Consider the following 23,441-nt stretch of genomic DNA (forward strand, 5'->3'; position numbering starts at 1 on the left):
GAAACGCCGGGTAACCGGTGGATCAACCCAGGTGAGAATCGCCGGACTAGCGCGACACGCGGAATGACATCGCACAGGTACAGTCAGGCCATGACCGTTCTGTCCCGCGGCGCCCGGGGTCGGCGCGGCGGCCGCAGGCCGGGGTGGGTGCTCTTGACGGCGTTGCTGGTCCTCGCAATGGGGGCCAGTTCCGCGCTGGTTTTCACCAATCGTGTGGAACTCCTCAAGCTCGCTGTGATCCTGGCGCTGTGGGCCGCAGTCGCCGGCGCCTTCGTGTCGGTGCTGTACCGCCGGCAAAGCGATGCCGATCAGTCGCGCGTGCGTGACCTCAAGCTGGTCTACGACCTGCAGTTGGACCGGGAGATCTCGGCGCGGCGAGAATACGAGCTGACCGTCGAATCCCAATTGCGCCGCGAGCTAGCCTCCGAGATCCGCGCCCAGGCCGCCGACGACCTGGCGGCCCTGCGCGCCGAAGTTGCGGCGCTGCGGACCAGCCTGGAGATTTTGTTCGATACCGACCTCGAGCAGCGGCCCGCGCTGGAGAACGTCGACACCGAGACGCCGCCCGCCCGGGCGTACAGCGACTGGGACCGCAACGGTGAAGGCGCTGGGGTCGATTGGGTCACCAGTGACCGGGTCACCTCGGTCCGCCAGGGTCGCCCGGCGGACACCGCGGAGCCGCGCACCGACGAGTCCGCGATCATCGACGTCCCCGAGGTGGGGGAATTTCCCGTGGGCGCGGCGAGCGCCGGACCGCCGCCAGGGTTCCAGGAGCGAGATCGGCCGCCCTACCAGGGCTCGCAGGACGCTCGCTACGCGGCCGAACCGCAGGTCCAGTACCCCGAGCCGCCGCCGTTCGTCCCCCCGCCGATGGCCGCACCCGCCGAAGCCGAGCGATTCGGCCCGCCACAATGGCAGCCGCCGCCGCGGCCCGAACGGGTGCGCACGGACTGGCAGCCCGTCAACGCCGACGGCCTCTGGTTGCCCCCCGGCGCACCAGGCAGTAACTGGGCGGGCGGCGAGTCCCCGGACGAAGCGGATGCCACAAGCGGCGGCCGGCGTCGGCGCTCCCGCCACGCCAACGCGGAGGAATCGCTGGCGGGTGGTGTCACGGGGCCGCGGACCGACTCCGAGCCGCCGACACCGCCCGCCGAATCCGGTCGTCGGGCCCGTTCGCGCCACTCCGCGGAATACCGCGACTACAGTGTCCGCAACTTCCTGGGCACGGATCAGGCCACGGACCCTGCCGATGCCCCGCCGCCACCTCCTCCTGGTGCGCCCGCCCCCGCGACCGCTCCGCCGCCATACCCTCGGCCGGCGCCCCAGGAGGAGGCACCACCGCCCCCACCGCGCCTGGCGCCGCCGCCCACTCCCCGCCACCACGGCGCCGAGGACGACCAGGGCAGCTCCGACACCGGCCCACAAACCGGTGGCCAATCCGTTGCCGACCTGCTGGCGCGCCTGCAGGTGCAGCCGTCCGGGGGCGGTCGGCGTCGGCGCCGGGAAGACTGAGCTGGGAGCTTCCTCACATTGGGGCCGCGTGCCTGATCGACTACAGTTTTAGTGACCGTCCGGTACCCGACATCTGTCAACAGTGGATGTCAACAGTGGACCGGAACGTACGAACCAACAATGTGAGGTCGTCTGCGATGGGGCAGTTCGACGGTTTGCGCCCGGCCCGGCTCAAGGTCGGCATCATCTCGGCGGGCCGCGTGGGCACCGCCTTGGGGGTGGTGCTGGAGCGCGCCGAACATGTCGTGGTGGCGTGCAGCGCCATCTCTCATGCGTCGCGCCAGCGGGCGGCCCGCCGGCTGCCCGACACCCCGGTGGCATCGCCGCCGGACGTGGCCGGCGCTGCCGAACTGTTGTTGCTCGCGGTGCCTGACAGCGAGCTGGCGGGTTTGGTGACCGGCTTGGCGGCGACCTCCGCGGTCCGGCCAGGGACGATCGTGGTGCACACCTCGGGCGCCAACGGCGTCGGCATTCTCAGCCCGCTGACCGACCATGGCTGCATACCGCTGGCCATCCACCCGGCGATGACGTTCACCGGCTCCGACGAGGACATCAACCGGCTGCCGGACACCTGCTTCGGCATCACCGCGGCCGACGACATCGGCTACGCGATCGGGCAGTCGCTGGTGCTGGAGATGGGCGGCGAACCGTTCCGGGTCCGCGAGGAGGCCCGCACCCTCTACCACGCGGCTTTGGCCCATGCGAGCAACCACCTGGTGACCGTGCTCGCCGATGCGGTCGAGGCGCTGCGCGCGGCGGTCCGTGGCACCGAACTGCTGGGCCAGCAACTGGTCGACGACCAGCCGGGTGGTGTGGCCGAACGCATTGTCGGTCCGCTCGCCCGGGCGGCGCTGGAAAACACGTTGCAGCGCGGCCAGTCCGCGCTCACCGGCCCGGTTGCTCGCGGTGACGCGGCCGCGGTCGCCGGCCACCTACGGGCGCTGATGCAGGTCGACCCCGAGCTGGCGCACGCCTACCGGGTGAACGCGCTGCGGACCGCGCAGCGTGCGCACGCGCCGCAGGAAGTGGTCGAGGTGCTGGCCCGATGAACTCCATGACGGCCCGGCCGCCGGCGTTTCAGCCGGGCCATCTCAACGTGTACTCGGTGCCGCGCGAGGTGTCCGGCGTGAGCCGCGCGCTGCGGCACACCGGGCGCCGGGTGATGCTGGTGCCGACGATGGGGGCGCTGCACGACGGGCATCTGGCGCTGGTGCGTGCCGCCAAGCGGGTGCCCGGGTCGGTGGTCGCGGTGTCGATCTTCGTCAACCCCTTGCAATTCGGTGCCGGGGAAGACCTCGACGCCTACCCGCGCACGCTCGACGATGACCTGGCGCTGCTGCGCGGCGAGGGCGTCGAGATCGTGTTCGCCCCGACCGCCGCGGCGATGTACCCCGACGGCCTGCGCTCCACGGTGCAGCCCGGTCCGCTGGCCCACGAACTCGAAGGCGGTGCCCGGCCAACGCATTTCGCCGGCGTGCTCACTGTCGTGTGCAAGCTGCTGCAGATCGTGCGCCCGGACCGAATTTTCTTCGGCGAGAAGGATTATCAACAACTGGTGCTGATCCGGCAGATGACCGCCGACCTGAACATCGATGTGCAGGTGGTCGGCGTGCCGACCGTCCGCGAATCCGACGGACTGGCCATGTCGTCGCGTAATCGCTACCTGGATGCCACCCAGCGCGAGTTGGCGACGACGCTGTCGGCGGCCCTGCTGGCCGGTGCGCATGCGGCCGGGGCCGGTCCACAGGCGGCGCTGGAGGCGGCGCATGCCGTACTCAACGCGGTACCCGCCGTCGCCGTCGACTACCTGGAGCTGCGCGACGCGGACCTCGGGCCGGCGCAGGTCGGCCGGCCCGGCCGGCTGCTCGTCGCCGCGCGGCTGGGCAGCACCCGACTGTTGGACAACATTGCCATCGACATCGAGGCCACGCCGGCACCTTTCGGGCTGGACACCCATGAAACCCCTTGGAGGAACTGATGTTACGGACGATGCTCAAGTCGAAGATTCACCGCGCCACGGTTACCCAGGCCGATCTGCACTACGTCGGCTCGGTGACCATCGACGCCGACCTGATGGATGCGGCCGACCTGCTAGAGGGTGAGCAGGTGACCATCGTCGACATCGACAACGGCGCCCGGCTGGTCACTTACGCGATCACCGGTGAGCGCGGCACCGGCATCATCGGGATCAACGGCGCCGCTGCACATCTCGTACACCCGGGCGACCTGGTGATCCTGATCGCCTACGGCACGATGGAGGACGCCGAGGCGCGGGACTACCGGCCGCGCATCGTCTTCGTCGACGCCGACAACAAGCAGATCGACCTGGGCAGCGATCCGGCCTTCGTCCCCGACGGTCTCGACGAACTTCTCGACCCACGCATCGGTGTGCGATAGCCGTGCTGCTGGCGATCGACGTCCGTAACACCCACACCGTCGTCGGGCTGATCTCCGGCGCCAAAGAGCACGCAAAGGTCGTGCAGCAGTGGCGGATTCGCACCGAATCAGAGGTCACCGCGGACGAGTTGGCGCTGACCATCGACGGCTTGATCGGCGACGACTCCGAGCGACTGACCGGAGCGGTGGCCTTGTCGACCGTGCCCTCGGTGCTGCACGAGGTGCGGGTGATGCTCGACCAATACTGGCCGACGGTGCCGCACGTGCTGATCGAGCCCGGCGTGCGGACCGGCATCCCGCTGCTGGTCGACAATCCCAAAGAAGTCGGTGCCGATCGAATTATCAACTGTCTGGCAGCTTTTCATAATTTCGGAAAGCCCTGCATCGTCGTGGACTTCGGTTCCTCCATCTGTGTGGACGTGGTGTCGGCCAAGGGCGAGTTTCTCGGCGGTGCGATTGCGCCCGGTATCCAGGTCTCCTCGGACGCCGCCGCCGCGCGCTCGGCCGCGCTGCGCCGGGTCGAGCTGTCCCGACCCCGTTCGGTCGTGGGCAAGAACACTGTCGAATGCATGCAGGCCGGCGCGGTGTTCGGCTTCGCCGGCCTGGTCGACGGCCTGGTGAGGCGGATCCGCACCGACGTCGACGGCTTTTCCGGCGACTTAGGAGATCAAGTCGTAGTGGTGGCCACCGGCCATACCGCGCCGCTGTTGCTGTCCGAGCTGGACACCGAGGTGCACTACGACCGGCACCTGACGCTGCACGGGCTGCGGCTGGTCTTCGAGCGAAACCGGGACGCGCAGCGCGGCCGGCTGAAGACCGCGCGCTGAGGTTGAGTGTGAATTCTCGGCGTTGAGCGTGCGAGCCGGGCGGTGTGGCCCGGCGTGTCGCCGCCGCCGGCGCACACCGCAGGCCCCGAGCGCACACCCAAGGCCGCGGGCGCACACTCGACGCCTTCGGCGGCCGCCGTGCGAGGTCATTTAAGCTGGCACGTCGTGAGTGCAGCCGATCAAGACCTTCCCGAGCAGTTCCGGATTCGCCGGGATAAGCGCGCTCGGCTGTTGGCCGAGGGGACCGACCCCTATCCGGTTGCCATCGAGCGCACCCACACGCTGGCCCAGGTCCGCGCGGCCTACCCCGACCTCGAGGTCGACACCGCGACCGACGACGTCGTCGGCGTGGCCGGGCGGGTCATCTTCGCCCGCAATTCCGGCAAATTGTGCTTTGCGACCTTGCAGGACGGCGACGGCACCACCCTGCAGGCCATGATCAGCCTGGACAAAGTAGGCAAGGAGTCGCTGGACGCCTGGAAGGCCGACGTCGATCTCGGCGACATCGTCTACCTACACGGCACCGTGATTAGTTCACGCCGCGGCGAACTGTCCGTGCTGGCCGACTCCTGGCGCATCGCGGCCAAGGCGCTGCGGCCGCTGCCCGTCGCGCACAAGGAGATGAGCGAAGAATCGCGGGTGCGGCAGCGTTATGTCGACCTCATCGTGCGGCCACAGGCGCGCTCGGTAGCTCGCCAACGCATCGCCGTTATCCGCGCGATCCGCAACGCCCTGGACCGCCGCGGGTTTCTGGAAGTCGAAACGCCGATGTTGCAGACGTTGGCCGGCGGCGCGGCCGCTCGCCCGTTCATCACGCATTCCAATGCCCTCGACATCGATCTCTACCTGCGCATCGCACCGGAACTGTTCCTGAAGCGATGCATCGTCGGTGGATTCGACAAGGTCTTCGAGCTAAATCGGGTGTTCAGAAACGAAGGTTCCGATTCGACACATTCTCCGGAATTCTCGATGTTGGAGACCTACCAGACCTACGGAACGTATGACGATTCGGCAGTCGTCACCCGAGAGCTTATTCAAGAGGTGGCCGACGAGGCGATCGGTACTCGGCAACTGCCGTTGCCAGATGGAAGCGTCTACGACATCGACGGAGAATGGGCATCTATACAAATGTATCCATCGTTGTCGGCGGCGCTGGGTGAAGAGATCACACCCCAAACGACGCTCGAACAGCTGCGGACCATCGCGGCCCGGCTCGGCCCCGACTTTCCCGAGATTCCCGACGACCGCGGCTACGGGCATGGAAAGTACGTCGAGGAACTCTGGGAACACATGGTGGGCAATACGTTGACCGCCCCGACGTTTGTCAAGGATTTCCCTGTCGAGACAACACCTTTGACTCGCCAACACCGCAGCATCCCCGGGGTCACCGAAAAGTGGGACCTCTATGTACGCGGCGTCGAGCTGGCGACCGGGTACTCGGAGCTCAACGATCCGGTGATCCAGCGCGAGCGTTTCGCCGAGCAAGCGCGGGCCGCCGCAGCCGGTGACGATGAGGCCATGCAGCTCGATGAAGACTTTCTCACCGCGCTCGAGTATGGGATGCCCCCGTGCACGGGAACGGGAATGGGTATCGACCGCTTGTTGATGACTTTGACCGGCCTGTCAATTAGAGAGACAGTTTTGTTCCCGATTGTTCGGCCGCACACGGGCTGAAACATCTAACGCGCTGTTGCGCTCAGATTGAATATGCTGCGGCCTTATGGCAGATTAGTGGCCGGGGAGTGGGTCCAATCTGCTCAGCAAGTGCTCAGGAAGAACGCGAGGGTAAGCTAATGGCGAAGAAAGTCACCGTCACCTTGGTTGATGATTTCGACGGTGCAGGAGCCGCCGACGAAACCGTCGAATTCGGGCTTGACGGGGTGACCTATGAGATTGACCTTTCCACTAAGAATGCCGCGAAACTCCGTAACGATCTGAAGCAGTGGGTGGCAGCGGGCCGCCGTGTCGGTGGTCGGCGTCGGGGCCGCTCCGGCTCGGGCCGCGGTCGTGGGGCGATCGACCGCGAGCAGAGCGCGGCGATCCGCGAATGGGCCCGCCGCAACGGGCATAACGTGTCGACGCGCGGTCGCATCCCGGCAGACGTCATCGACGCATTTCACGCGGCCACCTAACAAATCGGTATCCGGCGTCCGGTCGCAAGGCCCGGGCGCCGGTTTATTTTCGCTGGCGGCGAAATGAATGATCGCCGCCTTCTCCCGGAAACGATTTGGTGGTTTGTCTCGTTGCTTCAGTTACGCCGCTGTCGGCGGGGAATCCCGGGACGCAGCGGCAAGCAGGCCCGAACGGCAAGACACCGCAACGTTCGAACCCTGACGGGCCGACCATTACAGTGGACACCAGGTACGCACTGTCGGCCCCTGTGCCGACAATGACTGGAGTACCGATGGTGAGGGAGAGCAGGTAACCACCGATGTTCGAAAGATTTACCGACCGTGCCCGCAGGGTGGTCGTCTTGGCGCAAGAAGAAGCCAGGATGCTCAACCACAACTACATCGGCACCGAGCACATCCTGCTGGGTCTGATTCACGAAGGCGAGGGCGTAGCCGCCAAGTCGCTGGAGTCGCTAGGGATCTCGCTCGAGGGCGTCCGTAGCCAGGTCGAGGAGATCATCGGCCAGGGACAGCAGGCCCCGTCCGGGCACATCCCGTTCACTCCGCGTGCCAAGAAGGTCCTCGAGCTGAGCCTGCGCGAGGCATTGCAGCTCGGCCACAACTACATCGGCACCGAGCACATTCTGCTGGGCCTGATTCGCGAGGGCGAGGGCGTCGCCGCCCAGGTGCTGGTCAAGCTGGGCGCCGAGCTGACTCGGGTGCGCCAGCAGGTCATCCAGCTGCTCTCCGGCTACCAGGGCAAGGAGGCCGCCGAGGCGGGCACCGGCGGCCGTGGCGGCGAGTCCGGCAGCCCGTCCACCTCGCTGGTTCTCGACCAGTTCGGCCGCAACCTGACGGCCGCCGCGATGGAAGGCAAGCTGGACCCGGTCATCGGCCGCGAGAAGGAAATCGAGCGGGTGATGCAGGTGCTGAGCCGGCGCACCAAGAACAACCCGGTGCTGATCGGCGAGCCCGGCGTCGGCAAGACCGCCGTTGTCGAGGGCCTGGCGCAGGCCATCGTGCATGGCGAGGTGCCCGAGACGCTCAAGGACAAGCAGCTCTACACCCTTGACCTCGGCTCCCTGGTCGCGGGCAGCCGCTACCGCGGTGACTTCGAGGAACGCCTGAAGAAGGTGCTCAAGGAGATCAACACCCGCGGCGACATCATCCTGTTCATCGACGAGCTGCACACCCTGGTGGGTGCCGGTGCCGCCGAGGGGGCGATCGATGCCGCCAGCATCCTCAAGCCCAAGCTGGCGCGCGGTGAACTGCAGACAATCGGGGCGACCACCCTCGATGAGTACCGCAAGTACATCGAGAAGGACGCCGCCCTGGAGCGCCGCTTCCAGCCGGTCCAGGTTGGTGAGCCGACGGTGGAGCACACCATCGAGATCCTCAAGGGTCTGCGCGACCGATACGAGGCGCACCACCGGGTGTCGATTACCGACTCGGCGATGGTCGCGGCCGCGACACTGGCCGATCGCTACATCAACGACCGATTCCTGCCCGACAAGGCCATCGACCTGATCGACGAGGCGGGGGCGCGGATGCGCATCCGCCGGATGACCGCGCCGCCAGACCTGCGCGAGTTCGACGAGAAGATCGCCGACGCGCGCCGGGAGAAGGAATCGGCGATCGACGCCCAGGACTTCGAGAAGGCCGCGAGCCTGCGCGACCGGGAGAAGCAACTGGTCGCCCAGCGCACAGAGCGTGAAAAGCAATGGCGCTCAGGCGATCTCGACGTGGTCGCCGAGGTTGACGATGAACAGATCGCCGAGGTGTTGGGTAACTGGACCGGCATTCCGGTGTTCAAGCTCACCGAGGCCGAGACGACGCGGCTGCTGCGCATGGAGGACGAGCTGCACAAGCGGATCATCGGCCAGGAGGACGCCGTCAAGGCGGTCAGCAAGGCAATCCGTCGTACCCGCGCTGGGCTGAAGGACCCCAAACGCCCGTCCGGCTCGTTCATCTTCGCCGGCCCGTCCGGTGTTGGTAAGACGGAGCTGTCCAAGGCGCTGGCGAACTTCCTGTTCGGTGACGACGACGCGCTCATCCAGATCGACATGGGCGAGTTCCACGACCGGTTCACCGCGTCGCGGCTGTTCGGCGCCCCGCCGGGATACGTCGGCTATGAGGAGGGCGGCCAGCTGACCGAGAAGGTGCGGCGCAAGCCGTTCTCGGTGGTGCTGTTCGACGAGATCGAGAAGGCGCACCAAGAGATCTACAACAGTCTGTTGCAGGTTCTCGAGGACGGCCGGCTCACCGACGGGCAGGGTCGCACGGTCGACTTCAAGAACACCGTGCTGATCTTCACGTCCAACCTCGGTACGTCGGACATCTCCAAGCCCGTCGGCCTCGGATTCACCCAGGGTGGCGGTGAGAACGACTACGAGCGGATGAAGCAAAAGGTTAACGACGAGCTGAAGAAGCACTTCCGCCCGGAGTTCCTGAACCGTATCGACGACATCATCGTCTTCCACCAGCTCAGCCGCGACGAGATCATCCGTATGGTCGACTTGATGGTCAGCCGGGTTGCCAACCAGCTCAAGAGCAAGGACATGGCGCTGGAGCTGACCGACAAGGCCAAGGCGCTGCTGGCAAAGCGTGGCTTCGACCCGGTGCTGGGTGCCCGCCCGCTGCGGCGCACCATCCAGCGCGAGATCGAGGACCAGCTCTCCGAGAAGATTCTCTTCGACGAGGTCGGCCCCGGGCAGCTGGTGAAAGTCGACGTCGACAATTGGGATGGCGAAGGCGCCGGCGAGGACGCGGTGTTCACGTTCACCGGAATGCGCAAGCCGGACGCCGAGCCGGACCTGGCGAAGGCCGGGGCGCACGCAGCTCCCGAGCCGCAGTAGCGATTACGGGAAACGGGCGGTTAGTCTCACGGGACTAACCGCCCGTTTTGCTGTGCCGAGAGCTAAGGGGCTCGCCTGTGCTGATCGTGACCACCAACGACCTCCCGGGCTGGGAGATTCGACGCGTCTGTGGCGAAGTCTTCGGATTGACCGTTCGTTCGCGCAACGCGTTTGCACAAATGGGTGCTGGGTTCAAGGCCATGTTCGGCGGCGAACTGCAAGGGATGACCAAGAACCTCGCCGAGAGCCGCAACGAAGCCATGGGGCGGCTGATCGCGGAGGCGCGCAGCCGGGGCGGCAACGCCATCGTCGCGATGCGGTTCGACACCACCGAAATCGGCGACGTGTGGACCGAGATCTGCGCCTACGGCACCGCGGTCGAGGCGGTTCCGGTGACGGACGGTGCGCGATACACGGCAAGCCAGCTCGGCTACGGTGGGCCGCCCCCGCAGCAGTGATCGTTTGCTCAGCGGTGCGCTCCGTCTAGACTGAGCACTGTTGTCAGCATCCGACGGGCAACGGAATCTGGTGAAACTCCAGAACGGTCGCGCCACTGTGCAAAGTCAGACCCGGAAACCCGTCGCCCACGGCGGGACGCGTCATTCCCAGAAGGAGCCAACAGTGTCCACTTCCGAGACCACCGGCACACGCGCGATCGATTTGTCGGCGGCAGGCGCCGCGCTCTGGCTGGCCGCGACCGCCGTGCTGGCGCTGTTGGCGCTCTACTTCGTCGGCGTCGATCAGGGCGCGGTGTCGTTGTTCGGCAGCGACTCGCACGTGCACGAATTCGTGCACGATGCGCGCCACCTACTTGGCTTCCCCTGCCACTGACCCGGCGTGGAGAAGCGTCTGATCGCACGCGGGCTGTTGGCGGGCGCCGTCGGCGCGGCGCTATCGTTCCTATTCGCCCGGCTGTGCGCTGAGCCCGTCATCGCCCGCGCCATCGCCTTCGAAGACGGCCGAACCGACGCCGAGAACGCGCATGGGGTGCATGAGCACGGCGCCGAGTTGTTCACGCGCGGCGTGCAGGCCAACGCCGGTCTCGGTTTCGGTGTGCTGATCTTCGGTCTCGCGATGGGCGCCCTGTTCGCGGTGCTGTTCTGTGTCGTCTACGCGCGCAGCGCCGGGCACCCGGAAAGCCGGGAGCCGCGGCCACTTTCGCTGTGGCTGGCCGCCGCGGCAGTTGTGACCGTGTACCTGGTCCCGTTTGTGAAATATCCGCCCAATCCGCCCGCGGTCGGCCAATCGGACACGATCGGGGCGCGCACCGGCTGGTATTTGGCGCTGGCACTGGCGTCGGTGCTGCTGGCCGTGGGGGCGGTGTGGCTGGCCCGCCGGCTGACTGACCGGATCGGCGCGTGGAACGGTCGGCTGCTGGCCGGCGGGGCTTATCTGGTGGGGGTTGCGGTGGTGATGGTAGCGCTGCCGTCGGTGGACGAGACGCCGGAACCGTTGCGCGACAACTCGGGTGCGATCATCTATCCCGGCTTCCCCGCCGATGTTCTCTACGAATTCCGGCTGCTGTCATTGGGTGCCCAGCTGCTGCTCTGGCTGACCATCGGATTGGTCTTCGGGACGCTGGCGGGGCGGTTACTCGGTGAGAGCGCCGGCGGCCGACGGGTATCGAGCACCGCGGCGTGACGGAGGTCGTCCGGCTGACACTCGTGTCGCACGCGATGACCGACGCGGTCGCGGCCGCGCGTTTTCCCGACGACGAGCCGCTGAACGAAACCGGTCGCCGGCAGTCCGAAGCTGTTGCGGGCCTTGGTATTCGCGGTGCCCGGCTGCTGGTAGGCCCCGAGAAGCGGGTGCGCCAAACCGCGAAGCGGCTCGGGCTGGACGCCACCACCGAGCCGCGGCTGTCCGACTTGGATTGCGGACGCTGGCGTGGATGCACCCTCGAGGCCCTACCCGCGGCCGACCTCGAGTTGTGGTTGACCGATCCGGCCGCGGCACCGCACGGCGGTGAGTCCATCGTCGACCTCACCGAGCGGGTAGCCGGTTGGCTGATGTCGGTGACGTCGGTGACGGTGGCAGTGACGCATCCGGCGTTGATCCGCGCGGCGATCCTGACGGCTCTGGACATACCGCCGAAGTCGTTCTGGCGCATCGACATTGCACCGCTTAGCCGCACGACCTTGCACTACCGCAACGACCGCTGGACGCTGCGCCTCGGGTGACTAGCGGGGTGACTAACGGGATGACTAGGGCGGGGCGATCAGCGCGAACGTCTGCTTGGCAACTTGCAGCATCCAGCCGGTCACTTTAGGCCCGTGATCGCGCGGCCAGTTCAGCTGGAAGCTGACTACCCACGCTTGTTGGGTCTTGTCCACGGCGTACCAGCTGAAGGTCAAATCACCCGGCAAGCCACCGGCTTTCGCGCCGATATACGGCCAGACGTTTCGATCCAGCTGAATACCGGAAACGGCGGATAGGATCTGCCGCACGGGAGCGGCCGCGCCGACGGCGTCGGCTTGCAGGGCCGCGTGGATTCGGCAGATGTCCTCGGCATTGCCATACCATTCTGCACCATAGGTCGACGCTGGGACGTGAGCGCGGGCCGGATCCGGTTGGTAGGGAGTGGAATTCGCCTGTGCCAGCAGCTGGGCACGGACCTGCGGGGTGGCGTGCTGCCACTGGGCGCGTAGGTCCGGCTGCCCCCACCCGATCGAGAAGATCTCGTACATCGTGGGAAACGGCGTCATGCTGGCCGGATCATGGTGGCCGGCGGAGGCCAGCGCCTCCTCGATGGCCGGCGTGCCCAATTTTTCGATCAGTAAGTCGGTGGCCATGTTGTCGCTGTTGGCGATCATCTTGGCGGCGGCGTCGCGCACCGAAACATGGTCGCCGGGATTGAGTCCCAGGCCCGAGGAACCCACCGCCTTGCTCTTTTCGGTGACGGTCAGCTGATCGTCCCAGGACACGGTGTGGCGCTGCACGGCGCCGGCCAAGGCGTGCAGCACATACAACTTGAAAATCGATGCCAGGGGCAAGGATTCGCCGGTGTTGGTGCCCGCGACGGGGTCGCAGCGGCCCTGAGGAGTCCCGTTGACCTTGGCGACCTGGTAGGAGTATTTCGCGCCGGTCTTGCTCAGCGTCGCATCGATGTCATGCCATGAGGCGATCGTCGGCGCCTCAGTGTCGACGTCGAAGCGGTCGACTCGCCCCATGTCGTCGGTGTGAATCCGGATGTCCTGCCGCGCACCGTACGACGAGGTGAGATGCAGCGTAGCAACGCTGGCGCTGATGTCGACACCGTCCAGGGCGAAGGGGCGATCCCACCAGAGCTCTTCCATCGTGGTTTCGACCGTGTCCACCTTGTCGGGGGCGGACAGGGTGCCAACCCCGACCGGGCCGATCGGCCAGTCCGAGTTCAGCATGTCCATGGTCTGCTGGGCCCGCAGCCCTGGAGGCGTACGGGTGTCAATGCCCCGGCCGGCGTTGGCCGCGTTCGCCTGCGGCGGCGGCGACGGCGAACAACCCGGCGCCAGGGTCGCGACGAGTGCTGCTGCCGCGGTGACGGCCAGTACGCGCTGCGCGGGACCCGGCCTATTAGGCCTATTCAGCCGACTTGCCCCCGGCAACGTCCATGACAACCTCGAACTCCAGCAGCGACGCGCCGGTCGCCACCGGGTTGGCACGCTGACCGGCATGGGCTTCGACGGCGGGCCCACTTGCCCAGGCCTGGAATGCTTCATCGGACTCCCAGTGTGTCACGACGAAGTAGCGGTTCTCACCCTTGACCGGGCGCAGCAGCTGGAAGCCGAGGAAGCCCGGTTGGTTGTCCACCGCGTGTGCTCGGTGGGCGAACCGCTTCTCCAGCTCAGGACCGGCATCGGCGGGAACTTCGATTGCGTTGATCTTCACCACTGGCGGCATGCCCGCCAGGCTACCCCGCATCCCGCCTTGTGCTGCTGGTGGGCGGGGGACGCAAGATGGTGCTATGCCCACCGATCTGCTGACTCCGCACGGAGGGCACGGTGAACCGTTGGTCCTGGTGCACGGGCTGATGGGCCGGGGCACCACCTGGTCGCGCCAGCTGCCCTGGCTGACCCGGCTGGGCACCGTGTACACCTACGACGCGCCCTGGCACCGCGGCCGCGACGTCATCGATCCGCACCCGATCAGCACCGAGCGTTTCATGGCCGATCTCGGCGACGCGGCGGCGGCGTTGGGGGTGCCGGTCAGGTTGGTGGGGCATTCGATGGGGGCGCTGCATTCCTGGTGTCTGGCGGCCGAGCGGCCGGAATTGGTTTCCGCACTGGTGGTGGAGGACATGGCGCCGGATTTCCGCGGTCGCACGACCGGCCCATGGGAGCCGTGGTTGCATGCGCTTCCGGTCGAATTCGACACTGCCGAACAGGTATTCAATGAATTCGGTCCGGTCGCGGGCCGGTATTTCCTGGACGCATTCGACCGCACCGAAACCGGCTGGCGACTGCACGGGCACACCGCGCGGTGGATCGAGATCGCCGCTGAATGGGGCACCCGGGACTACTGGTCGCAATGGTCGGCGGTGCGGGCGCCGGTGCTGTTACTAGAAGCCGGTAACTCGGTCACCCCGTCGGGCCAGATGCGCGCGATGCACGAAAAAGGTTCGTCGACAACGTATCTAGCAGTACCGGAAGCGGGACATCTGATCCATGACGAAGCACCGCAGGTGTACCGTCGGGCGGTCGAGTCATTCCTCGCCGGCTAACCCGAACCGGCCGTCGCTGGTCTGGGTCACCAAGCCGTCGGTCAGCAGCGAATACAATGCCCGGTCTCGCTGCGCAGTGTCGGTCAGCCAGGCGACGTCCAGCTCGGCCCGGGTAACCGGGGAATCGTTGGCGCGCAGCACATCCAGTAGCCGGCCACGGACCTGACGATCGGTGCCGGCGTAACTTTGCACCCGACGGGCCGGCCCCTGCGCGGGGGGATAGCCCGACCGCCGCCAGGCGCACTCATCGAGCGGGCACAACCCGCAACGCGGCGTCCGGGCGACGCACACCGTGGCGCCCAGCTCCATCAGTGCGACCGAAAAAAGCGGAGCCGTATCATCTTTCGGAAGCAGCGCCGCCACGTCGGCATGGTCGCGGGTCGCCGAGGGGGCCGCGGCATCGGCTAGGCCATGCACCGCGCGGGCGACCACCCGGCGCACATTGGTGTCCACCACCGGAACCCGTTGCCGATAGGCGAAGCACGCCACGGCTCGGGCCGTGTAGTTGCCGACACCCGGCAGAACCAACAGGGTTTCAACGTCATCCGGAACGACGTCGCCGTGGTCGCGGGCGATGACGACGGCGCACTCGTGTAACCGTTTGGCCCGTCGCGGGTAGCCCAGCTTGCCCCACGCCCGCAGCACGTCGGCCGCAGTGGCCGCCGCGGTGGCCGACGGGGTGGGCCAGCGCCGCACCCACTCGGTCCAGATCGGCAGCACCCGGGCCACCGGCGTCTGCTGCAGCATGAACTCACTCACCAGGATCTGCCACGCGTTTACACCCGGTTGTCGCCAGGGCAAGTCGCGGTGCGAGCGCTCGTACCACCGCAGCAGTTCATTAGCCGGGATCCGCGACTGGCTAGGCATTGGCGTCCGTGACAAGCCACAATGTGTGCCATGCCCAACACCAACCCGATAACCGCATGGAAAGCACTCAAAGAGGGTAACGAGCGATTCGTCGCCGGCCGGCCCGCACACCCGAGCCAGAGCATCGAGCATCGCGCCAGCCTGGCTGCCGGCCAGAAACCGACCGCGGTCATCTTCGGATGTGCGGACAGCCGGGTGGCGGCCGAGCTCATCTTCGACCAGGGGCTGGGCGACGTCTTCGTGGTGCGCACCGCCGGCCAAGCCATCGACACCGCGGTGCTGGGTTCGATCGAGTACGCGGTAACGGTGCTCGATGTCCCGCTGATCGTCGTACTCGGCCACGACAGCTGCGGCGCCGTCAAGGCCGCGATCGGCGCGGTCGACGAGGGCGCGATACCGTCGGGCTTCGTGCGCGACGTGGTGGAGCGCGTCGCGCCGTCGATCCTGATCGGCCGCCGCGACGGGCTGAGCCGGGTCGACGAGTTCGAGGCGCGGCACGTCAGCGAAACGTTGGCGCAGCTCACGGCCCGGTCGACGGCCATCGCCGAACGCCTGGCGGCCGGCACGGTGGCGCTCGTCGGGCTCACCTACCACCTGGCCGACGGTCGAGTGGCGCTGGTCGGCCACATCGGCGATATCGGCGAATAACAGCCGACAGTGCCGGTGGGAATTCCACCCGTGTGCGGGTGCCTCTAACACGGTTGTCGGCCAGCTAACATCGCGACACGCCGAGCCGGATCGGACAAATCGGTGTGACCTGGACTTACGGTGGAATCGTGCTGGATCTGGAACCGCGTGGCCCGCTACCCACGGAGATTTATTGGCGGCGCAGGGGGTTGGCCCTGGGGATCGCGGTCATCGTGATCGGCATTGCGGTCGCCACCATCATCGCGTTCATGGGCAACAACGCCGGAGCCAAGCCCGCCAGCGTCAGCAAGCCCGGATCGGCGCAGAACACCCCGGCCGCCGCGGCGCCGCAGGCGCCACCCCCACCCGGCCAGGAAGGCGCCACCCAGGTGCCCGCGCCGCAGGGGCAGAATCCGGAGTCGGCGACGCCCACCGCCGCGGTGCAACCGCCGCCGGTGCTCAAGGAGGGCGACGACTGCCCCGACTCGACGCTGGCCGTCAAGGGTCTGACCAATGCCCCGCAATACTTCATCGGCGACCAGCCGAAATTCACGATGGTCGTGACCAACATCGGGCTGGTGGCCTGCAAGCGTGATGTGGGCGCCGCCGTCCTGGCCGCCTACGTCTACACCCTGGATAACAAGCGGCTGTGGTCGAACCTGGACTGCGCACCATCCAACGAGACCCTGGTAAAGACCTTCACCCCGGGCGAGCAGGTGACGACGGCGGTGACGTGGACCGGCATGGGCTCGGCGCCGCACTGCCCGCTGCCCCGCCCGGCGATCGGGCCGGGCACCTACAACCTTGTCGTCCAGCTGGGCAACCTGCGCTCACTTCCGGTTCCGTTCATCCTGAACCAGCCGCCGCCCCCGCCGGGGCCGGTACCGGGTCAACCCGCGGTGCCGCAGCCCGAATCGCCGCCCGGGGCTCCGGGTCCCTCGCCCGCGGGCTGAGCGCAGTCAGTTGAGCGGGTCGGCGATCGTCGACTCGGCCAGCTGCGACAGCCCCTCGCGCACGTGGCGCGCCCACATCGAGCCGATGCCGTCGACCGATTGGAGGTCGTTGGCGCTCGCGGCCAGCAGACCCTGCAGCGTGCCGAAGCTGCGCACCAACAGATCCACGTGGGCGAACTGTAGCCGCGGGATACCGGCCATCGCGCGGTAGCCACGGGGGCTCAGCGCCGAATCCTGCGCCTCGGTCGTGGTCGGGTACCCGAAAACCTTTGCCAGTGAGGTGATTTCGAGTAGCTCGGTGTCAGACAGCGCGTCCAGCTCGTTGAGGGTTGCGGTCATCTGCGCGTCGGACAGCGGCTCGGGGCTGGCGTGGTAATCGCGCACGATCAGCTCCCGATCCGTGTCGTTGCCACCAAGCAGCTCCTCGAGCTGCAGCCGCAGCTGACGCCCGTCGGTGCCCAGTTCGACGACGTCGTAGTCGATTACCAGCCCGATCCGGCGGACCAGCTCGAGTCGCTGCACCACCGTCATCACGTCGCGCAGGGTGACGAAGTCTTCGATCTCAGCGCGGGACAACAACCTGCTGACCTCGTCCAGACGAGTCTTGTAGCGCTCTAGGGTGGCGATGGCCTGATTGGCGCGCGACAGGATGGTCGCGGAGTCGGCCAGCACGTGGCGTTCCCCGCCGACGTAGACGGTGACGATGTTCATCGAGTGGCTTACCGAGATCACCGGATAGCCGGTCTGGATCGCGGCCCGTTCCGCCGAGCGGTGGCGAGTGCCCGACTCATCGGTGGGAATCGACGGATCCGGCACCAGCTGCACGTTGGCTCGTACGATCCGGCTGCCGTCGGTGGACAGCACCACGGCACCGTCCATTTTGGCCAACTCGCGCAGCCGCGTCGGGGCGTACCGGACATCCAGCGCGAAACCGCCGTCGCAGATGGCCTCGACGTTCTCATCGTTGCCCAGCACGATCAGGGCACCCGTGCGGCCGCGCAGGATGCGCTCCAGGCCATCGCGAAGGCCGGTGCCCGGTGCCAGGCGGGCAATCGTCTCACGCAGCGTTGGACGGGTCACACCATGTCATTCTGCTACGTGAGGGCTCGCAGTGTGGGAGGGTTCCGCCGTTCGAACGTCGGCGGCGCGCTGCGATGGTCGGCGACGTCGATCATGTGCTCGAGTGCCGCTCCGATGGTAGGCGCCGTCAGCGCGTGCATTCCCCGCGGCACGGCGTCGCACCCCGGTGGCATCAGGGCGATGGTGAACCCCTGCCGCGCGGCTTCTGCCAGCCGCCGATCCATCCCGCTGACCCGGCGCAGATCACCAGCCAGACCTACCTCGCCGATCATCACCGCGGTGGTGGGCAGCGGCAGGTCGGCCAACGCCGACGCCAGCGCGATGGCGACGGCCAGGTCCGACGAGGGATCAGTCAACCGCATACCGCCGACCGTGGACAGGTAGATGTCGTTGGCGGCCAGGGGCAGCCTGGCGTGCTTTTCCAGCACCGCGGTGATCATCGCGGCGCGGGAGTGGTCGATGCCGCTGACGGCGCGACGCGGTGAGCCGCCGTTCGGCGTGGCCAGCAGCGCCTGTACTTCACCGATCAGCGGACGCTTGCCGTCCAGCGCGACCGTGATCGCGGTGCCGGGCACCGGGTTGGGTCGCTGATCGAGGAACAGGTTCGACGGGTCAGAGACGCCCTCGATTCCGTTGTCGTGCAAGAGGAAACAGCCGACCTCGTCGGCGCCGCCGAACCGGTTCTTGATGCCGCGGACCATGCGCAGCGACCCACTGCGGTCGCCTTCGAAATGCAGCACGACGTCGACGAGGTGTTCCAGCGAGCGGGGTCCGGCGATGGCTCCGTCCTTGGTGACGTGGCCGACCAGGATCAGTGCCACGCCGTTGGTCTTGGCCGCGGCGGTGAGCGCGGCCGTGACCGCCCGGACCTGCGTCACCCCGCCGGCGACGCCGTCGGTTTCGGTGGTGGACATGGTCTGCACCGAGTCGATGATCACCAGCGCGGGCTGGACCGTTGCGATGTGCTCGAGCACGGTGTGCACATCGGATTCGGCGGCCAGGTAGACATCGCCTGTGCCGCAGCCGATCCGGTCGGCGCGCAACCGGATCTGTCCGGCGGATTCCTCGCCGGAGATGTAGAGCGCACGCCGGCCGGACTGCGCCCACAGGTGCGCGACCTTGAGCAGCAATGTCGACTTGCCGACACCCGGATCTCCGGCCAGCAGCGTCACCGAGCCGGGCACCACGCCGCCGCCGAGCACCCGGTCGAGCTCGTCGATCCCGGTTGCCCGGTGCCGGCTGACGCCGGCCTCGACGGAGCTGATCGGAACGGCCCGCGACGCCGCGGTCATGGTCCGGCGGCCGCCGCTGACCGGGCTGAGCAAGGGCACCTCTTCGACGGTGCCCCAGGTGCCGCATTCTCCGCAGCGGCCCACCCATTTCGCGGTGACGTGCCGGCACTCCGAGCAGCGATATTGCGAGCGCGCATTTGCCACGACATGACGGTATCGGCACGGGGTGACAAGTGCCCTGCGTGACACGGCCCCCTCGCGGCCGTGAAGAGCGCTCTGGACGACCGCTTAGGCAGCCGGTCCGGCGGAGATCGGTACCTGCACGCTGGCCTGTCCGGCCTTTTCGAAGGTGAAGGTGAACGGATAGGTCAGGCCGTTGGTGATGGGCTTCGCCAAATTGACGGTTGCCTTCGCCGCGGTGTTGGGGTTCAACGGCCCCGGCGCCACCTGATGCCCTTCCGGTGTGCCGATGAACAGCATTCCGCTGGGCGGCAGTCGCGTGTCGCCGGACACCGTCACCGCGCCGATGTCACTGGTGATGCCCACCAACCGGTCCGCCGCGTCGGGGGACTGATTCACCGCCACCAGTACCAGGTCCACGGTCTTGCCCGGCTGCAAAAAGTCCCCGGTCTGGGTGGCCTGGATGCGGATGTCGCGTAGCGCGACGTTGTTGACCGAGACCCTGTTGCCGTTGATGGCCGGCTCCTGGGTCGCCATTTGCGAGATTTGCCCGGCGCCGCACGCGGTCAGCGCGGCGGCGACCATTACGGCCAGGCCGGCGAGGGCAATTCGGGCGGGGAAGCGGACAGCGAGGCCGGTCTTGAAGCGGTTCACTCAGTGCCTCCTGGGCTCGGTCTGGCTGATCGAAGCGAATCGTGGCACGGCGACCGCGGGGCCGACCACGCAACTATGCACAGTAGTAGGAAGGTCTTTCGGGCGGTAGCGCAGGTGGCCAGACCAGCACCGCAGCCGCGATGGCGGGGGCCCGCGCCGGGCAATTCGGGGCGTTGATAGGGTGGGGCATTGCACGTCTTCGTCCTTCTGTCAACCCCTAATCAGCGCGCGTTGTGCCCCTGACCTGCACTGTTGCTTCGCGCGACTTGGACCGCCGTGTTAGAATGAGGTAACGAAAGGGGCTCGAATCAGATGATCTTCAAGGTCGGCGACACCGTTGTTTATCCACACCACGGTGCTGCGTTAGTCGAGGCGATCGAAACCCGCACCATCAAAGGGGAGCAAAAAGAGTATCTCGTCTTGAAAGTTGCGCAGGGTGACCTGACCGTTCGAGTTCCCGCCGAGAACGCCGAGTACGTCGGCGTCCGCGACGTCGTCGGACAAGAGGGCCTGGACAAGGTCTTCCAGGTACTGCGCGCTCCTCACACCGAAGAACCCACCAACTGGTCACGCCGTTACAAGGCCAACCTGGAAAAGCTCGCCTCGGGCGACGTCAACAAGGTTGCCGAAGTCGTCCGTGACTTGTGGCGTCGTGATCAGGAACGCGGCTTGTCCGCGGGTGAAAAGCGCATGCTGGCGAAGGCTCGCCAGATTCTGGTCGGCGAACTGGCGCTCGCGGAGAGCACCGACGACGCCAAAGCGGAGACCATCCTCGACGAGGTTCTGGCCGCCGCTTCCTGAAGGCCCTGAGCTCCGGTGGCCGGGGGCACAGTTGTCGCATTAGTTCCCGCCGCGGGGTCGGGGGAACGTTTAGGTGTCGGCATTCCAAAGGCGTTTTGTGAGCTCGACGGGCGCACTCTGCTCGAACGAGCGGTCGTCGGCCTGCTCCGCTCGGGGGTCGTAGACCAGGTCGTGGCGGCGGTGCCCGCCGATCGTATCGATGCGGCCAAGCGCCTCCTTGGCGAGCGGGCCATAGTCGTGGCAGGCGGGGCCGGGCGCACCGAGTCGGTCCGTCTGGCCCTGTCCGCGGTGCCCGGCACCCCGGAGTTCATCCTCGTCCATGACGCGGCCCGGGCGCTGACTCCTCCGCCGCTGATCACACGAGTGGTGGCGGCGTTGCGGGCCGGGCACCCGGCCGTGGTGCCCGCGCTGCCGCTGCATGACACCATCAAGGCCGTGGATGCCAACGGCGTGGTGTTGGGGACGCCTGAGCGTGCCGGGTTGCGCGCGGTGCAGACACCGCAGGGGTTTGCCACCGACCTGTTGTTGCGCGCGTACCAGCGCGCCGCCGACACCGCCGACGCCACGGCCACCGACGACGCGTCGCTGGTCGAGCAAATCGGGGGCCAGGTTGGGGTGGTCGACGGGGACCCGCTGGCCTTCAAGATCACCACCCCGCTGGACCTGCTGCTGGCCGAAGCAATCGTGCGCCGGTGACCGAGCTGCCCACCTCTGCCCGCATCGGTCTGGGCACCGATGTGCACCCGATCGAACGCGGACGCCCCTGCTGGCTGGCGGGACTGCTGTTTGACGACGCCGACGGCTGCGCTGGCCACTCCGACGGGGACGTGGCCGCCCATGCACTGTGTGACGCGGTGTTGTCCGCCGCCGGGCTCGGCGACATCGGCGCCGTCTTCGGGATCGACGATCCGCGCTGGAAGGACGTCAGCGGTGCCCAGATGCTGCGCCACGTTGCCGAAGTGATCGCGGCGCACGGCTACCGGGTCGGCAACGCCGCCGTGCAGGTGATCGGCAATCGGCCGAAGATCGGCCCGCGCCGTGCCGAGGCGCAGCAGGTCTTGTCGGAACTGCTGGGGGCCCCGGTATCGGTCTCAGCGACGACGACCGACGGGCTGGGCCTTACCGGCCGGGGCGAGGGTTTGGCCGCGATTGCGACTGCGCTGATCGTCGCCCACGGATAGCCTCGCGAGCTGCGGCCGACCGATCCGAAGTTCCAGGTAAGCTGGCACGTCGTGACCGATCGCCCCCGTCTGCGGCTCCACGACACGGCAGCCGGCGCCGTGCGCGATTTCGTTCCGCTGCGCGAGGGGCATGTCTCCATCTACCTGTGTGGCGCCACCGTCCAGGGGCAGCCCCACATCGGGCACGTCCGCAGCGGGGTGGCCTTCGACATCCTGCGCCGTTGGCTGATGGCGCGCGGGTACGACGTCGCGTTCATCCGCAACGTCACCGATATCGACGACAAGATCCTCAACAAGGCCGCCGCCGCGTGCCGGCCGTGGTGGGAATGGGCGGCGACCTTCGAGCGTGCCTTCACCGCCGCCTACGACGCGCTGGACGTGTTGCCGCCCTCGGCCGAGCCCCGAGCGACCGGGCACATCACGCAAATGGTCGAGTTAATGGACAGGCTGATCGAAAAGGGTCATGCCTATGCCAGCAACGGCGACGTCTACTTCGACGTGCTCAGCTTCCCCGAGTATGGACAATTGTCCGGCCACCGGATCGACGACGTCCACCAGGGCGAAGGCGTGGCCACCGGGAAGCGCGACCAACGCGACTTCACTTTGTGGAAAGGCGCCAAGCCAGGTGAACCATCCTGGCCGACACCCTGGGGTCGCGGCCGCCCGGGCTGGCACCTGGAATGCTCGGCGATGGCCCGCACGTATCTGGGACCGGAGTTCGATATCCATTGCGGCGGAATGGATTTGGTGTTCCCGCACCACGAGAACGAGATCGCGCAGAGCCATGCGGCCGGAGACGGGTTCGCCCGCTACTGGCTGCACAACGGCTGGGTGACGATGGGCGGGGAGAAGATGAGCAAATCGCTGGGCAACGTGCTGTCCATCCCGGCGATGCTGCAGCGTGTCCGGGCGCCCGAGCTGCGCTACTACCTGGGCAGCGCCCACTACCGCTCGATGCTGGAGTTCTCCGAGACTGCGCTGCAGGACGCCGTGAAAGCCTATGTGGGAGTGGAGGATTTCCTGCACCGGGTGCGTGTCCGCGTCGGCGGGGTCGTCCCGGGACAGTGGACAACGCGATTCGCCAACGCGCTCGACGACGACCTCGCGGTTCCGATCGCGCTGGCCGAGATCCATCACGCCCGGGCGGAGGGCAACCGGGCACTCGATGCCGGCGACCACGAAAACGCCTTGCATCATGCCGGTGCCATCCGCGCGATGATGGGCATCCTGGGTTGTGATCCGCTCGACGAACGTTGGGAAACCCGCGACGAGACCTCGGCCGCACTCGCGGCGGTCGACGCGCTGGTGCGCGCAGAGCTGGAAAGGCGCCAACGCGCTCGCGAGGAGCGCAATTGGGCGCTGGCGGACGAGATTCGGGATCGGCTCAAGCAGGCCGGCATCGAGGTCACCGACACCGCCGACGGACCGCAGTGGGAGCTGCAAGCCGGTTCAGAAAAGTGATGGA

General features: G+C 67.3%; 25 protein-coding genes. 19 read left to right on the plus strand and 6 right to left on the minus strand.

Annotation, left to right across the window (positions count from 1 at the left end; all coding sequences use genetic code 11):
• Positions 1-90: 90 nt before the first annotated feature.
• The 12 genes from G6N33_RS14235 to G6N33_RS14290 all read left to right on the plus strand — a co-directional run bounded on the left by G6N33_RS14235 (position 91) and on the right by G6N33_RS14290 (position 11,882).
• A complete protein-coding gene (locus G6N33_RS14235) occupies positions 91-1,512 on the plus strand; it encodes a DUF6779 domain-containing protein (RefSeq protein ID WP_101528705.1) in 1,422 nt (473 codons plus the stop codon).
• Between the two features lie 137 nt (positions 1,513-1,649).
• A complete protein-coding gene (locus G6N33_RS14240) occupies positions 1,650-2,561 on the plus strand; it encodes a Rossmann-like and DUF2520 domain-containing protein (RefSeq protein WP_044508732.1) in 912 nt (303 codons plus the stop codon).
• Between the two features lie 5 nt (positions 2,562-2,566).
• Positions 2,567-3,490, plus strand: a complete 924-nt coding sequence (gene panC / locus G6N33_RS14245) for a pantoate--beta-alanine ligase (protein WP_044512475.1) — start codon at positions 2,567-2,569, stop codon at positions 3,488-3,490.
• Positions 3,490-3,909 (plus strand): aspartate 1-decarboxylase, encoded by a 420-nt coding sequence (gene panD / locus G6N33_RS14250; RefSeq protein ID WP_044508730.1) that lies wholly within the window; start codon positions 3,490-3,492, stop codon positions 3,907-3,909. Before panC ends, panD begins: the two co-directional genes overlap by 1 nt.
• 2 nt (positions 3,910-3,911) lie before the next feature.
• Positions 3,912-4,736 (plus strand): type III pantothenate kinase, encoded by an 825-nt coding sequence (locus G6N33_RS14255; protein ID WP_101528706.1) that lies wholly within the window; start codon positions 3,912-3,914, stop codon positions 4,734-4,736.
• Between the two features lie 165 nt (positions 4,737-4,901).
• The gene (gene lysS / locus G6N33_RS14260) at positions 4,902-6,410 is read left to right on the plus strand and encodes a lysine--tRNA ligase (protein WP_044508727.1); all 1,509 of its coding nucleotides are present in this window, start codon (positions 4,902-4,904) and stop codon (positions 6,408-6,410) included.
• A gap of 119 nt (positions 6,411-6,529) precedes the next feature.
• Positions 6,530-6,868 carry a histone-like nucleoid-structuring protein Lsr2 gene (lsr2, locus tag G6N33_RS14265; RefSeq protein WP_044508725.1) on the plus strand — a complete coding sequence of 113 codons (339 nt, stop codon included), beginning with the start codon at positions 6,530-6,532 and terminating at the stop codon, positions 6,866-6,868.
• A 299-nt stretch (positions 6,869-7,167) separates the two neighbouring features.
• Complete coding sequence (clpC1, locus tag G6N33_RS14270; protein WP_044508723.1) at positions 7,168-9,702, plus strand: ATP-dependent protease ATP-binding subunit ClpC; 2,535 nt, start codon at positions 7,168-7,170, stop codon at positions 9,700-9,702.
• A gap of 77 nt (positions 9,703-9,779) precedes the next feature.
• Complete coding sequence (locus G6N33_RS14275; protein WP_044508721.1) at positions 9,780-10,160, plus strand: YbjQ family protein; 381 nt, start codon at positions 9,780-9,782, stop codon at positions 10,158-10,160.
• Positions 10,161-10,323: 163 nt separating this feature from the next.
• Positions 10,324-10,533, plus strand: a complete 210-nt coding sequence (locus tag G6N33_RS14280) for a CbtB domain-containing protein (RefSeq protein WP_044508720.1) — start codon at positions 10,324-10,326, stop codon at positions 10,531-10,533.
• 6 nt (positions 10,534-10,539) lie between these two features.
• A complete protein-coding gene (locus G6N33_RS14285; RefSeq protein WP_044508719.1) occupies positions 10,540-11,343 on the plus strand; it encodes a CbtA family protein in 804 nt (267 codons plus the stop codon).
• Positions 11,340-11,882 (plus strand): histidine phosphatase family protein, encoded by a 543-nt coding sequence (locus G6N33_RS14290; RefSeq protein WP_044508717.1) that lies wholly within the window; start codon positions 11,340-11,342, stop codon positions 11,880-11,882. Before G6N33_RS14285 ends, G6N33_RS14290 begins: the two co-directional genes overlap by 4 nt.
• A 24-nt stretch (positions 11,883-11,906) precedes the next feature.
• Here the strand turns inward: G6N33_RS14290 and G6N33_RS14295 are convergent, their stop codons facing one another.
• On the minus strand, positions 11,907-13,286 hold the full coding sequence (locus G6N33_RS14295) for a class A beta-lactamase-related serine hydrolase (protein WP_231382497.1): 1,380 nt from the start codon (positions 13,284-13,286) through the stop codon (positions 11,907-11,909).
• Positions 13,261-13,581: a mycobilin-forming heme oxygenase MhuD gene (gene mhuD, locus G6N33_RS14300; protein ID WP_044512474.1), complete on the minus strand. Its 321-nt coding sequence runs from the start codon at positions 13,579-13,581 to the stop codon at positions 13,261-13,263. The genes G6N33_RS14295 and mhuD overlap by 26 nt, the downstream gene beginning before the upstream one ends.
• 64 nt (positions 13,582-13,645) lie before the next feature.
• On the opposite strand from mhuD, the gene G6N33_RS14305 reads away from it, so the two are divergent.
• On the plus strand, positions 13,646-14,401 hold the full coding sequence (locus G6N33_RS14305; RefSeq protein WP_044508712.1) for an alpha/beta fold hydrolase: 756 nt from the start codon (positions 13,646-13,648) through the stop codon (positions 14,399-14,401).
• On the opposite strand, the gene G6N33_RS14310 is transcribed toward G6N33_RS14305, so the two are convergent.
• On the minus strand, positions 14,384-15,268 hold the full coding sequence (locus G6N33_RS14310) for an HhH-GPD family protein (RefSeq protein ID WP_044508710.1): 885 nt from the start codon (positions 15,266-15,268) through the stop codon (positions 14,384-14,386). The genes G6N33_RS14305 and G6N33_RS14310 overlap by 18 nt on opposite strands.
• Positions 15,269-15,298: 30 nt before the next feature.
• Between G6N33_RS14310 and G6N33_RS14315 the strand changes: the two genes are divergently transcribed.
• Both G6N33_RS14315 and G6N33_RS14320 read left to right on the plus strand, forming a co-directional pair.
• Complete coding sequence (locus tag G6N33_RS14315; RefSeq protein ID WP_044508707.1) at positions 15,299-15,916, plus strand: carbonic anhydrase; 618 nt, start codon at positions 15,299-15,301, stop codon at positions 15,914-15,916.
• Between the two features lie 128 nt (positions 15,917-16,044).
• Positions 16,045-16,848 carry a hypothetical protein gene (locus G6N33_RS14320; protein WP_101528724.1) on the plus strand — a complete coding sequence of 268 codons (804 nt, stop codon included), beginning with the start codon at positions 16,045-16,047 and terminating at the stop codon, positions 16,846-16,848.
• A 6-nt stretch (positions 16,849-16,854) separates the two neighbouring features.
• Here G6N33_RS14320 and disA read toward each other — a convergent pair whose 3' ends face one another.
• The 3 genes from disA to G6N33_RS14335 all read right to left on the minus strand — a co-directional run bounded on the left by disA (position 16,855) and on the right by G6N33_RS14335 (position 19,925).
• Complete coding sequence (gene disA, locus G6N33_RS14325) at positions 16,855-17,928, minus strand: DNA integrity scanning diadenylate cyclase DisA (RefSeq protein ID WP_044508704.1); 1,074 nt, start codon at positions 17,926-17,928, stop codon at positions 16,855-16,857.
• A gap of 14 nt (positions 17,929-17,942) precedes the next feature.
• Positions 17,943-19,364, minus strand: a complete 1,422-nt coding sequence (radA, locus tag G6N33_RS14330) for a DNA repair protein RadA (RefSeq protein WP_044508702.1) — start codon at positions 19,362-19,364, stop codon at positions 17,943-17,945.
• Between the two features lie 84 nt (positions 19,365-19,448).
• Complete coding sequence (locus G6N33_RS14335) at positions 19,449-19,925, minus strand: hypothetical protein (RefSeq protein WP_231382681.1); 477 nt, start codon at positions 19,923-19,925, stop codon at positions 19,449-19,451.
• 381 nt (positions 19,926-20,306) lie between these two features.
• On the opposite strand from G6N33_RS14335, the gene carD reads away from it, so the two are divergent.
• The 4 genes from carD to cysS are packed head-to-tail and all read left to right on the plus strand — an operon-like array spanning position 20,307 to position 23,437.
• Complete coding sequence (gene carD, locus G6N33_RS14340; protein WP_003419482.1) at positions 20,307-20,795, plus strand: RNA polymerase-binding transcription factor CarD; 489 nt, start codon at positions 20,307-20,309, stop codon at positions 20,793-20,795.
• A 15-nt stretch (positions 20,796-20,810) separates the two neighbouring features.
• Positions 20,811-21,491: a 2-C-methyl-D-erythritol 4-phosphate cytidylyltransferase gene (gene ispD / locus G6N33_RS14345; RefSeq protein ID WP_044508699.1), complete on the plus strand. Its 681-nt coding sequence runs from the start codon at positions 20,811-20,813 to the stop codon at positions 21,489-21,491.
• Between the two features lie 5 nt (positions 21,492-21,496).
• Positions 21,497-21,976 carry a 2-C-methyl-D-erythritol 2,4-cyclodiphosphate synthase gene (ispF, locus tag G6N33_RS14350; RefSeq protein ID WP_408632797.1) on the plus strand — a complete coding sequence of 160 codons (480 nt, stop codon included), beginning with the start codon at positions 21,497-21,499 and terminating at the stop codon, positions 21,974-21,976.
• Positions 21,977-22,027: 51 nt separating this feature from the next.
• Entirely contained in the window at positions 22,028-23,437 is a 1,410-nt protein-coding gene (cysS, locus tag G6N33_RS14355; RefSeq protein WP_044508695.1) for a cysteine--tRNA ligase, read from the plus strand.
• The last annotated feature ends 4 nt before the right edge of the window (positions 23,438-23,441 follow it).

The sequence above is a fragment of the Mycobacterium simiae genome, from assembly GCF_010727605.1.
GTDB classification, from domain to species: domain Bacteria; phylum Actinomycetota; class Actinomycetes; order Mycobacteriales; family Mycobacteriaceae; genus Mycobacterium; species Mycobacterium simiae.

What these genes read in the sequence shown, in the direction of transcription:
- G6N33_RS14335 (WP_231382681.1), bottom strand. Translation starts at nt 19,925, where the DNA reads ATGGTCGCCGCCGCGCTGACCGCGTGCGGCGCCGGGCAAATCTCGCAA.
- panC (WP_044512475.1), top strand. Translation starts at nt 2,567, where the DNA reads ATGACGGCCCGGCCGCCGGCGTTTCAGCCGGGCCATCTCAACGTGTAC.
- panD (WP_044508730.1), top strand. Translation starts at nt 3,490, where the DNA reads ATGTTACGGACGATGCTCAAGTCGAAGATTCACCGCGCCACGGTTACC.
- G6N33_RS14240 (WP_044508732.1), top strand. Translation starts at nt 1,650, where the DNA reads ATGGGGCAGTTCGACGGTTTGCGCCCGGCCCGGCTCAAGGTCGGCATC.
- G6N33_RS14315 (WP_044508707.1), top strand. Translation starts at nt 15,299, where the DNA reads ATGCCCAACACCAACCCGATAACCGCATGGAAAGCACTCAAAGAGGGT.
- mhuD (WP_044512474.1), bottom strand. Translation starts at nt 13,581, where the DNA reads ATGCCGCCAGTGGTGAAGATCAACGCAATCGAAGTTCCCGCCGATGCC.
- G6N33_RS14235 (WP_101528705.1), top strand. Translation starts at nt 91, where the DNA reads ATGACCGTTCTGTCCCGCGGCGCCCGGGGTCGGCGCGGCGGCCGCAGG.
- clpC1 (WP_044508723.1), top strand. Translation starts at nt 7,168, where the DNA reads ATGTTCGAAAGATTTACCGACCGTGCCCGCAGGGTGGTCGTCTTGGCG.
- lsr2 (WP_044508725.1), top strand. Translation starts at nt 6,530, where the DNA reads ATGGCGAAGAAAGTCACCGTCACCTTGGTTGATGATTTCGACGGTGCA.
- carD (WP_003419482.1), top strand. Translation starts at nt 20,307, where the DNA reads ATGATCTTCAAGGTCGGCGACACCGTTGTTTATCCACACCACGGTGCT.
- G6N33_RS14310 (WP_044508710.1), bottom strand. Translation starts at nt 15,268, where the DNA reads ATGCCTAGCCAGTCGCGGATCCCGGCTAATGAACTGCTGCGGTGGTAC.
- G6N33_RS14305 (WP_044508712.1), top strand. Translation starts at nt 13,646, where the DNA reads ATGCCCACCGATCTGCTGACTCCGCACGGAGGGCACGGTGAACCGTTG.